We start from the raw sequence: 11,103 nt of genomic DNA, 5'->3' as shown, positions 1-11,103 counted from the left end.
TGACGTCTCCCGTTCCGTTGACGTCAACATGCTACGTGAACATAGACCAGTTAACAACGGAACAGGACACTAGGCGGTCACATCCAATATGGTGAGTGCAGGAAAGGCCACTTCCGGCTTCTTCCTGTGCTCAAGCCGAACAATGGAGAATCGGCACGTGGCCAATCGGCGTTCTTGGATGGGATGTTGCCGATGTGAAGGTAAGCGGATACAACTCCATGGAGCTTTGATGCGAGCGGATTGGGCTACCGGTTCCGCGCATCCAGTGCACGTTCTTTTCGTTTCGCATATTGTGCGGATCAGCATTCCCATAGACGTCAGGAAGCGGTCGTGCGCGCTCCTCGCGCCAATGACCATAGATGCGCCGATACCTGCCGGATACAGGCGCAGGGTCACGACGCTGTCGTATTGCGCGCTACAGCTGATATGAAGGTCCACGAACTACGCTCGTAGTGCGCTGGTCCGAGACACACAATTTCCGAGTAGACCGACTGTTAAGTGTGCGCGAAAAAGAAAGTGGCCACTCGTCAAGCGGGCATCGCGGAGGTGGGGCACGAGCATACCGCGGTATCACGCCCAATCCGGTAAGTCCCGCTCGCTGTTTTCTAATGCCACGTAGCCGTGAATTTGCAGATCTGCAAAGTGTGCATCGACCCTATCCAGCCGGACCGGCCTCGAGCGACGTGACGTAACACAGCAGGTCCTTAGTGCGTCCCTCCGATATCAACTGCTCGGCAGTCTTGTAGCCAAAAGTCGGCAGCGGTTCATTGCGATATCAAAGCAACTTGCTTCGTACGTCTCCGGAAATATCGGTTGCAGCTCGGATGACCTGGAGTGCGTCTCTAAGGTACTTTTGCACGCTTTCGGAACCAGCCAAGCGGCTCACCGTATTGCGATGTACACGGGCCAGCCGTGCGACTGTTTGCATATCGATATGCAGGGCGGACGCGAAGCGTCGCGCCGAGACGATCGGCGCGACACTATCTGAGTTTCTCAAAGACGCCATGAACTGGTCGAAATTGAGGGCGGCGTTGAATTTGGGAACAGGTCATGTTTCATGGCAGAGTACCCGCCGCACACTACTGCACATTTATTGCACAAAGAGTACCGACTGCACTGGCCGCCGAAACCCTTATTCATGGCGCTGCTGGTCGCCAAGCTCCGTCGAGACACCTAGGCAGGGCCGTGACATTCCCAAGGGCGACTTTTCCGAAAATTCCCGAGGCCGCGGACATCTTTTCTGAGACGAGAGGCGTGCAGATTTCTCAAAAAAGATGTCCAAGTCCTTGATTTGTCTAGGGTGCCTAAGACACCTTTACTGAGAGTCCACACGTGCTGGCGGCAATCGGCTCGCGTTGACGCTCGACGGCCGTGCCGCGAGCCGACACAGTCCGTAGCCGGATCGATTTCGACGAACTCGACGAGCGTGGACGCGCGCCGGCTGCCAGGTGTGCGCATCACGCCGGCACCACGCGTAAAGCGCATCGTCGATGAATCGCGCAATTTGCCACGGGCATGCGATGCGGTCGACCTTCGGCCGTTCGCGCGTAATCCACTTCATGCATGGCGCGCCTCCTGTATGCCGGACGAATGTCGTCCAATGCGTCACGGCCGTCTCCCCGCAGTGCGGCTCAATGATGGAGCAGCGGGTAGGCCACCAGCCCGACGAGCGCGGCAGCCATGACGATGACCGGCTCCTGCAGCTTCTTGAAACGCCACAGCAGCAGCACGGTAGCGAGGGCGAGCAGTGCGGTCGGCAAGTCGACGATCGAGCGTTTCGCGATGACGAGCACGGAGCCCGTGATCGCCCCGACGGCTGCGGCGGTGATTCCGTCCACGAACGCCTTGACGCCCGGGCGGTGCCCGTACTTCTTCACGTACGGCGCGGGAATCACGGTGAACAGATAGCAGGGCAGGAACGTGCCGAGCGCCGCGACGCACGCGCCGGGCAAGCCCGCCACGAGATACCCGATGAAGCCGACGGTGATCACGACGGGGCCGGGCGTAATCATCGCGACCGCGACCGCATCGACGAACTGCTTGTCGTTGAGCCAGTGATGTTCGGTGACGACGCCGCCGTAGAGGAACGGCACGATTGCAAGCCCGGAGCCGAACACGAACGTGCCTGCCTTCATGAAGAACGCGCCGATCTGAACGAGCTGCGGCAGATCGATGCCGCTCAGCATTCCGCTGGCCGCCGGCAGGTTGGCGGCGGCAACCGCATTCAGCCCGCCCCGGTGCAGCCACTTGGGCGGAGCGCGCCACAGCCAGCCGACCAGGCCCGCGACGAGGAACAGCCACGCGATTTCCGATTCCGTGATGAAGGTCACGGCGGCGAGCGTCGCGAAGATCGCCCAGAGCAGCTTGTCGCGGCCGACCGTTTTCGTCGTGAGCTTGTACGCGCTCATCGCGATGATGCCGACCACCGCGGCGCCGACGCCGTAGAAGACGGCCTGCATCCAGGACAGCCCGCCGAAATGCGCGTACGCGAACCCGAGCGCGAGCACCATGAGGAACGACGGCAGCACGAATGCGAAGCCGACGAGTGTCGCACCGAGGATGCGGTAGTGAACGAAACCGAGATAGATCGCGAGCTGGGCCGCCATCGGCCCCGGCGCGAGCTGGGCCAGCGTGAGTCCTTCCTTGTAGTCGGCTTCCGTGATCCAGCCCCGGCGCTCGACCAGGTCGCGACGCATGTAGCCCGCAAGCGCAACCGGCCCGCCGAAGCCGAACGTGCCGAGGCGCAACATGTAGGCGACCAGCTCGCCGAGCGAATAGGTCGGTTCGGTCGTGGCGATGGCAGTGGTCATGACCTGGCTCCGGTCTCGTTCTTTCCGCTCGACGAGAAATGCGCGTGCAGGGCGTCGAGCACGGCGCTCATCTGCTCGAGCAATTGATCGTCGTTCTCCGTGCGCTGGCGCGTGCCGGCCATCACGGCCTCGAAGCCGATCGCCTCGGGCGCTGCGGGGCCGCCGACGTCGAGCGCGTGCACGATTTCGGCGAGCCGCGCGAGCGCAGGGTCGTTGTCGAGTCCGAAACTGGCCAGCAGCACCTCGAACGTTACGCGCTTGCCGACGTGCGTGAACGTCGCACCGTCGAAATCGAAGCCCAGCGCGTCAGCCGGACAATCGGCAGGCGATGCGAGCCAGATGAAGCGGGCGCGTGCGTCGATGAAGCGCTGGATCAGCCACGCGCTGGCGACGCGATCGACCCACATCCGCTGCCGCGTCGCCCAGGTGCGGCCCTGATATTCGTCGATCGCGAGCGGGCGGATCGCGCGGTCCGCGGCGTGCGGCTCCCCCGGCGACAGCACGGTGTCGATCAGTGCGACGAAATCCTGCAGGGCAACTTCGGCACGGGTGGCCGAGTCGCCCGGGAAATAGTCGATCGCGCGGATGGCGTCGAAATCCTTGCGCACGCGCCGCAGCAAACGTGTCAATTCCGTGGCCGACTTACCGGCGAGGGTCTTGCGGGCATCCGCAAGGGTCTGGATGAAGGCGGCGTCATCCTCCCCGCGATCGAAGAGCGCGCGGAATTCCAGTTCCTGCGATGCGTCCAGGCTCGGCGCCCGTAACAGATGAGCCGTGCCGCCACTTTCGGCAATCGCCCCCGCGAGGTCGCGCAGCGTCTCCTCATGCTCTTCGCTGTACGGCAGCAGGTAGATACCGTCGCGCAACACCGCACAGCCCTTTGCCTTCAGCGCGCGCCAGAAGCGCATGCGGGCCGTCGCGTTTTCGGTCGGAAGGGTCAGCACGAGGAGCGACCACGTAGAAATAGTGTTCATGTAGTGAACTCTATCCAATTGTTATTCACTCTACAAACTTTTTTGACGCAGTCGCTGAGTCGCGTCGCACCCATGCCCGCTTCATCGTGGCCCGGCTTGTTGCAGATCCGCGCGCAGTGGGCCGAAGCGAGCACGGTGCAGGTCCGTTCGAGCACCGGGCGCCGCTTTCCGGCTAGACCTTTCATCGGCCCGATATATACCCCTCCCCCCTATATGGAAATGCGATTTCAGATATAGTCCCCCCCGGTATATGAAGGAACCACCATGAGCCACACCATCAAGGACAAGCAGAAGCTGCTGAACCGTGTCCGCCGCATCAAGGGACAGGTCGAAGCGATCGAACGCGCGCTCGAGGACGAGCGCGGTTGCAACGAAATCCTCCGCCTCATCACGAGCGGCCGCGGCGCGATGAACGGCCTGCTCGCAGTCGTGCTCGAGGATCACATCCGCAGCCATCTGGTCGACGCCGAGGGGCACGACGACGAAGGCAGCGCGACCGAGCAGCTGATCGAAGTCGTACACAGCTACTTCAAGTAAACGGAGGCGGAATGAGCAATTTCAGCGATGACGCCTTCGGCGCAGGGCACGACCACATTTTTCTTGGCGCGGCGCACGAGCAGAACGAACGCAGGACCTGGATGGTCATCGCGCTGTGCGCGGCGATGATGGTGGCCGAGATCGTCGGCGGGTCGCTTTTCGGCTCGCTGGCGCTGATCGCGGACGGCCTGCACATGTCGACGCACGCGGGCGCGATGCTGATCGCCGCGTTCGCCTATACGTATGCGCGCAAGCATGCGAACGATCCGCGCTTCGTGTTCGGCACGGGCAAGCTCGGCGACCTCGCGGGTTTCACGAGCGCGATCGTGCTCGCGATGATCGCGCTGCTGATCGGGTACGAAGCGGTCGCGCGTTTGCTGGCGCCCGTTCCGATCCATTTCGACGAGGCGATTCCAATCGCGGTTGCCGGCTTGCTCGTCAACATTGCGAGCGTCTGGCTGCTGAGCGGCGATCATCATGGCCATAGCCACGGCCACGGCCACGGCCACGGCCACGGCCACGGCCATCATCACGGGCATGGTCATGGCGATCACGACGATCATGCGCACGACAACGAAGAGGAAGCGCACCGGATCTTCGACCAGCAGGGCATATTCGTCGTGTCGGTGTTCGAGGAGGGCGTCCCGCCGGTTTTCCGCGTCGCGCCGGCGACACACGAGACGAAGCGCGTCGATGCGAGCGCCGTGTCGGTGACGACGATCCGCCCGGACGGCACGCGCCAGATGTTCGCGATGCAAAGCCGCGATGGTTATCTGGAGTCGACCGAAGCCATTCCCGAACCGCACGAATTCAAGGCGATCGTCCGCTTGAACGGTCGCGAACACGAACTGGCGTTCGAGGAGCACGATCATGGCGCATCCGCGGCGGCGGCGCGCGATCACAACATCCGCTCCGCCTACATCCACGTGATCGCCGATGCCGCGGTTTCCGTGCTGACGATCGTCGGGCTGCTGCTCGCGCGTGCGTTCGGCTGGGTCTGGATGGATCCGCTGGCCGGCATCATCGGCGCGATGGTGATCGCGAACTGGTCGTACGGCCTGATGCGCGACACGGGCGGCATCCTGCTCGACATGAATTCCGATCGCCGTCTGACGGACAAGGTGCGTGGCGCCATCGAAGGCACTGGAGACCGCGTCGCCGACCTGCATGTGTGGCGGCTCGGGCCGGGGCACATGAGTGCGGTGGTGTCGGTGACGACCACCGATCCGGATCGGGATGCGCGCTTCTATCACGGCGTGCTGCAGCGATTCAGGAACCTGTCGCACGTCACCGTCGAAGTCGTGCCCGCGACGCGAGGACGATAAAGCATGGCGGTCAAGTCCCCTTGTGTCGACGTGTGTTCGTTCGACGGTCGCACCGGCTACTGCGTGGCATGCCTGCGGACGCGCGACGAAGCGCGCGGCTGGAAGAAGATGACGGATCACCGGCGTCATCAAATCGTGAACGACCGCGCGCGGCGGCATGCGAAACTGACGCGGGAAACGACCGACTGAACACATCATGAGCGCCCCGTCACCGATTGCCAGCAAACCTGCGATTCCGCGGACCGTGTGGGCCCTGGGTCTCGTGAGCCTCTTCATGGACCTGTCGTCCGAGCTGATCCATGCGCTGTTGCCGATCTACCTGGTGTCGACGATGGGCATGAGCGTCGCCGCGCTCGGCGTCCTCGAGGGGGCGGCCGAAGCGACGGCGATGATCGTCAAGGTGTTCTCCGGTGCGATCAGCGACTGGCTCGGGCGCCGCAAGGGGCTGCTGCTGGTGGGCTACGGGCTCGCGGCGTTGACCAAGCCGTTGTTTCCGCTGGCGTCCACGCCGGCCGTCGTGGTGACGGCCCGTCTGCTCGACCGCGTCGGCAAGGGGATTCGCGGCGCGCCGCGCGACGCGCTGGTGGCCGACATCGCGCCGCCCGAAATTCGCGGCGCGTGCTTCGGCCTGCGTCAGTCGATGGATACCGTCGGCGCGATTCTCGGCCCGATGCTCGCGATCGCGCTGATGCTGTGGTTCGGCGACCGTATCCGGACCGTGCTCTGGTTTGCCGTGGTGCCGGCCTTCGTCGCGATCGCATTGATCGTCTTCGGCGTACAGGAGCCCGAGCAGTCGAAACCGGACCGGCGCTTTCGCTCGCCGCTGCGCTGGAACGCGCTGCGCGAGTTTCCCCGCAGCTACTGGTTCGTCGTCGCGGCCGGCGCGACGTTTACGCTCGCGCGCTTCAGCGAGGCGTTCCTGGTGCTGCGTGCGCAGCAGACGGGGCTCGACGCGGCATGGATTCCGGCCGTGATGGTCGCGATGAGCGTCACCTATGCGCTGTCGGCCTGGCCGGTCGGCATCCTGTCGGACCGGCTCGATCGCCGCGTGCTGCTCGCGGCCGGCATGGTGTTGCTGATCGCGGCCGATCTGCTGCTCGGCATCGGCACGTCGACGATCTCGATGTTCGCCGGCGTGGCCGTGTGGGGGCTGCACATGGGCTTCACGCAGGGCATTCTCGCCGCGATGGTGTCGGAAACCTCGCCGGCCACGCTGCGCGGCACCGCGTTCGGCGTGTTCAACCTGGTGAGCGGCGTCTGCATGCTGCTCGCGAGCAGCATCGCCGGCGCACTGTGGATGCGTTTCGGCGCATCGACCACGTTTCTCGCGGGCGCGGCGCTGGTCGTGGTGCCGCTGTGCCTGTGCCGGTTCATGCCGCGACCCGGCGCGTCGCACGCGTGACGCGGCGCCGGCCGGGTCTGCCGACGTTCGGCGCAAGGCTGAGCTGACGGCCGGGCACGACGGTGCCCGAAGACCAGACCCGCCGTCGCGGTCCGCCCGTCCCCGGCCCCGGCCCCGGCCGGCGAAGGCCGGCCTCGCCTCCTTTCCCGCGCCGCGCATCGCTTGTCGCTTTCAGATTTGAAAGATTGTCCGGCGTTTGCGATAGAATGCCCCCCCTGTTCGCCGTGGCCATGCCCACGGACGGGCACCGGCACTCGAAGCGGCGCGCGCCGCGCTCGCGGTCCACCGTTCCCATGTCGATGCCGGCGATCTCCCTGTCGTTGGAAGCACAAGTTCTGTAATTTGGATTGCTAATGAAGAAGAAGCACAACATCACCAAGTACATCGTCATCGCGATGGTGCTTGGCATTGCCGTGGGCTACGCCTGTCATAGCGCGTTTCCCGACCCGAAAATGGCCAAGGAAGTCGCCGGCTACGTGTCGCTGCTGTCCGACGTGTTCCTGCGGCTGATCAAGATGATCATCGCGCCGCTGGTGTTCGCGACGCTGACGGTCGGCATCGCGCAGATGGGCGACAGCGGGTCGGTCGGCCGCGTGGGCGTGAAGGCGTTCGGCTGGTTCTTCATCGCGTCGTTCACGTCGCTGGTGCTCGGCCTCGTGACCGCGACGATCCTGAAGCCGGGCAGCCACCTGAGCCTGCCGTTGCCTGCCGCCGACGCGGCGCTGAACCTGAAGACGGGCGCATTCACGCTGAAGGACTTCGTCGTCCACCTGGTGCCGAAATCGATCGCCGAGGCGATGGCGAACAACGAGATCCTGCAGATCGTCGTGTTCTCGATCTTCTTCGGTACCGCGCTGTCCGCGCTTGGTGACGCCGGGAAGCGCCTGACCGGCGTGATCGACGATCTCGCGCAGGTCATGCTGAAGGTGACGGGCGCGGTGATGTGGTTCGCGCCGGTCGCCGTGTTTGCCGCGCTGGCGTCGACGATCACGACGGAAGGGCTCGGCATCCTGCTCACGTTCGCGAAGTTCATGGCGAGCTTCTATCTGGCGCTTGCGCTGCTGTGGGGCGTGCTGACGCTCGCCGGCGTGGCGTTCCTCGGCAAGCGCGCGTTCACGCTGATTCGCCTGATTCGCGAGCCGTTCCTGCTGTCGTTCGCGACGGCGAGTTCCGAAGCCGCGTATCCGAAGCTGCTCGACGCGCTCGACCGGTTCGGCGTGAATCGCAGGATCTCGAGCTTCGTGCTGCCGATCGGGTATTCGTTCAACCTCGACGGCTCGATGATGTACTGCACGTTCGCGGTGCTGTTCATCTCGCAGGTGTACGGGATCGACCTGCCGCTCGGTACGCAGATCACGATGCTGCTGATGCTGATGGTGACGTCGAAGGGGATGGCGGGCGTGCCGCGCGCGTCGCTCGTCGTGATCGCGGCGACGCTCAACCAGTTCCATCTGCCGGAAGCCGGGCTGCTGCTGATCATGGGCGTCGACATGTTCCTCGACATGGGCCGCTCGGCGACCAACGCCGTCGGCAATTCGATCGCGGCTGCGGTGGTCGCGAAGTGGGAAGGCCAGCTCGGCGAACCGCGCGCCGACTCGGATTCGGACGGCGGTGGCGAAATCGAGCCGGTGAAGGTACGGGAGACGGCGACGTCCGCGTGATTACCCTGTTGTAAATGATATGCGCCGGCCCGGATTCGACACGGACTCGGGCCGGCGCAATACCCGCCAGCGGTCATTCCTTTACCCGTCTTTACCCGTATCCGGCGATTGTCCAGATTCGCCGAAAAACCTTCCGCCATTGCCGATACGCGGCATTCGAAACCGCGGCGATATTCCCGGCATCGAAAGCCGTACTGCCCCGATAGCACACGCGAACGCACAAGTGGTCGTTCACTCTCGCGCAGTCGTCCGCCTGGCCGGCGCGAGCAGCGCGCAATTTTTTTTCGATTTATATGACGCTATTCTCGGCGTTGCCGATTATCGAGCGCACGCGCGATGTAATACCGACTGCACCGGGTGATTTAGCGGAAGTATTTACGCATTGCCGATTTTCAAACCACCCGGCTGCCCCCTCACGTGAATGACGCCACCATTCAGGAGAGCATCAGCCATGGTCGCCAGAAAATCGATTCAGGCCGTGCTGCTCGCCGCCGCGATCGCCGCGATCGCGCCGGCCGCAAACGCGGGTAACACCACCGACTGGATCGCGAATACCTACGGCACGCTCGCCGCGCACGTCGGCAACGTCGCGCGCTCGATGTGGGTCGCGCCCGAAGGCGTGATCTACACGGCGTCGATGTGGGACGAGGATGAGGGCGGCGTCGCGATCTACCAGAACGGCAAGAGCGTCGGTTCGATCGGCACGCATTCCGAGTTCCAGGGCAGCGCGATCACGGGCAATGCGACGTCGCTGTTCGTCGCGCTGCAGCCCGGCAGCGGATACGGCAGCGGCGCGGTCGGGCGCTACAACCGTGCCACGCGATTCCGCGACAAGCTGATTCAGGTCACCGCGGCGACCAACCAGCCGCGCATCGACGTCGTCACCGGGCTCGCCACGGCCGGCTCGCTGCTCTATGCGAGCGATTTCTACGGCAATCGCGTGCGGGTGTTCACGACCGACGGCGTGTGGCAGCGTGACATCGGCGTGTCGGCACCCGGCGCGCTCGCGGTCGACGGTGCGGGGAACATCTGGGTCGCGCAGAAGAGCGCAGGCTCGGTCGTCGAATTCAGTCCGGCCGGCGCGCTGCTGAACACGATCCGGCTGGCCGCCGGGTCGCAGCCGTCGGCGCTCTATTTCGATGCGGCGGCGGGGCAGCTGATGATCGGCGACGAAGGCCCCGACATGAACATCAAGCGCTATTCCGTCTCGGGCCGACCCGCGCTGGCCGGCACGTTCGGCGTGCCCGGCGGCTATCTCGACACGACGACGGGTATCAAGGGGCAGGTCGGCGCGAAGCGCTTCACCCGCATCGCCGGCATCGGCAAGGATACGGGCGGCAACCTGTATGTGCTCAACAACCCGTGGGGCGGCAGCTGGGATCTCGGCCGCAACGGCGCGACCGACATTCACGCGTACAGCAGCGCCGGCAGCCTGCGGTGGACGCTGCAGTCGCTCAACTTCGAGGGCATCGCCGCACCGGATCCGGTCACCGACGGCGTGCTGTTCTACAGCGGCACGCACGTCTACAGTGGCACGGCGGGCGGCACCTTCGTCGCGAACACCGTCGATCCGTTCACGTATCCGTCGGACCCGCGCATCAACATGAGCGATACCCAGCGCGACGAGCACTTCGGGCTGCTGACGTCCGTTGGCGCGAACCGGATCCTCGTTGCAGCGGGGCAGAATCCGCCGGTCTACTACTTCTTCCACTTCAACGCGGCCAACGGCTACGTCGCGATTCCGGACGGATCGATCCCCGGGCCCGCGTTCAACACGACCCGGCGCGTGTCGGCCGGCTTCAGCCTCGACAGCAAGGGCGGCGTCTGGGCCGGCCTCGACAAGACCGGCGCCATTTATCACTATCCGCTGAACGGTTTCGACGCGAGCGGCAAGCCTTCGTGGGGGGCGGGCGTACCCACGCCCGTGCCGGCCAGCATCCAGCCGCTGACGCGCATCGTCTATCTCGCCGACAGCGACACGATGGTGCTCGCGCAGGGTGTGGTCGGGAGTACCGACTGGACGTCGATCGGCACGCGCATCGAGGTGTATCACGGCTGGAACGCCGGCAACACGACGAAGCCGAATCCGGTCATCACGCTGCCGCATAGCGGCGCGAAGTCGATCGACGCGGCCGGCAACCATCTGTTCGTCGGCTACTGGTTCAGCAGCAGTGGGCCGCTGTGGCCGAACATCGACGCATTCAACCTCGACACCGGCAATCTCGACACGACGCTCGTCAACGCGAGCCCCGCGACCGTGGATACCAGCAGCGCGATCGACGCGATGTACAGCGTGCGCGCGTATCGCCGCTCGAACGGGGAATACGTGGTGACGAAGAACAACGTGAAGGGGAACAGCATCACCGTCTATCGGTGGACGCCTTGATGGGCGAG

At 64.5% G+C, this 11,103-nt stretch carries 9 protein-coding genes; 6 read left to right on the top strand and 3 right to left on the bottom strand.

What is annotated here, in order from left to right; genetic code table 11:
• Positions 1 to 1,315: 1,315 nt before the first annotated feature.
• The 3 genes from BTE28158_RS32825 to BTE28158_RS21865 form a co-directional block, all read right to left on the bottom strand.
• Positions 1,316 to 1,561: a chromate resistance protein ChrB domain-containing protein gene (locus BTE28158_RS32825; RefSeq protein WP_174920077.1), complete on the bottom strand. Its 246-nt coding sequence runs from the start codon at positions 1,559 to 1,561 to the stop codon at positions 1,316 to 1,318.
• Between the two features lie 70 nt (positions 1,562 to 1,631).
• Positions 1,632 to 2,810: a chromate transporter gene (locus BTE28158_RS21870; RefSeq protein WP_151047205.1), complete on the bottom strand. Its 1,179-nt coding sequence runs from the start codon at positions 2,808 to 2,810 to the stop codon at positions 1,632 to 1,634.
• On the bottom strand, positions 2,807 to 3,784 hold the full coding sequence (locus tag BTE28158_RS21865) for a chromate resistance protein ChrB domain-containing protein (RefSeq protein ID WP_124627773.1): 978 nt from the start codon (positions 3,782 to 3,784) through the stop codon (positions 2,807 to 2,809). Before BTE28158_RS21865 ends, BTE28158_RS21870 begins: the two co-directional genes overlap by 4 nt.
• Positions 3,785 to 4,048: 264 nt before the next feature.
• Between BTE28158_RS21865 and BTE28158_RS21860 the strand changes: the two genes are divergently transcribed.
• The 6 genes from BTE28158_RS21860 (at position 4,049) to BTE28158_RS21835 (ending at position 11,095) form a co-directional block, all read left to right on the top strand.
• A complete protein-coding gene (locus BTE28158_RS21860) occupies positions 4,049 to 4,321 on the top strand; it encodes a metal/formaldehyde-sensitive transcriptional repressor (protein WP_059447469.1) in 273 nt (90 codons plus the stop codon).
• A gap of 11 nt (positions 4,322 to 4,332) precedes the next feature.
• The gene (gene dmeF / locus BTE28158_RS21855; RefSeq protein ID WP_151047203.1) at positions 4,333 to 5,646 is read left to right on the top strand and encodes a CDF family Co(II)/Ni(II) efflux transporter DmeF; all 1,314 of its coding nucleotides are present in this window, start codon (positions 4,333 to 4,335) and stop codon (positions 5,644 to 5,646) included.
• A 3-nt stretch (positions 5,647 to 5,649) separates the two neighbouring features.
• Positions 5,650 to 5,835, top strand: coding sequence for a DUF1289 domain-containing protein (locus tag BTE28158_RS21850; RefSeq protein WP_059508013.1), 186 nt, complete (start codon positions 5,650 to 5,652; stop codon positions 5,833 to 5,835).
• A gap of 7 nt (positions 5,836 to 5,842) precedes the next feature.
• Positions 5,843 to 7,048, top strand: coding sequence for an MFS transporter (locus BTE28158_RS21845; RefSeq protein WP_151047201.1), 1,206 nt, complete (start codon positions 5,843 to 5,845; stop codon positions 7,046 to 7,048).
• A gap of 353 nt (positions 7,049 to 7,401) precedes the next feature.
• Entirely contained in the window at positions 7,402 to 8,709 is a 1,308-nt protein-coding gene (locus BTE28158_RS21840) for a dicarboxylate/amino acid:cation symporter (protein ID WP_151047199.1), read from the top strand.
• A gap of 451 nt (positions 8,710 to 9,160) precedes the next feature.
• Positions 9,161 to 11,095 (top strand): SMP-30/gluconolactonase/LRE family protein, encoded by a 1,935-nt coding sequence (locus tag BTE28158_RS21835; RefSeq protein WP_151047197.1) that lies wholly within the window; start codon positions 9,161 to 9,163, stop codon positions 11,093 to 11,095.
• Positions 11,096 to 11,103 lie beyond the last annotated feature (8 nt).

The sequence above is a fragment of the Burkholderia diffusa genome (assembly GCF_902499115.1).
Taxonomy (GTDB): Bacteria; Pseudomonadota; Gammaproteobacteria; order Burkholderiales; family Burkholderiaceae; genus Burkholderia; species Burkholderia diffusa.
This window is presented reverse-complemented; position numbering and strand designations above follow the sequence as displayed.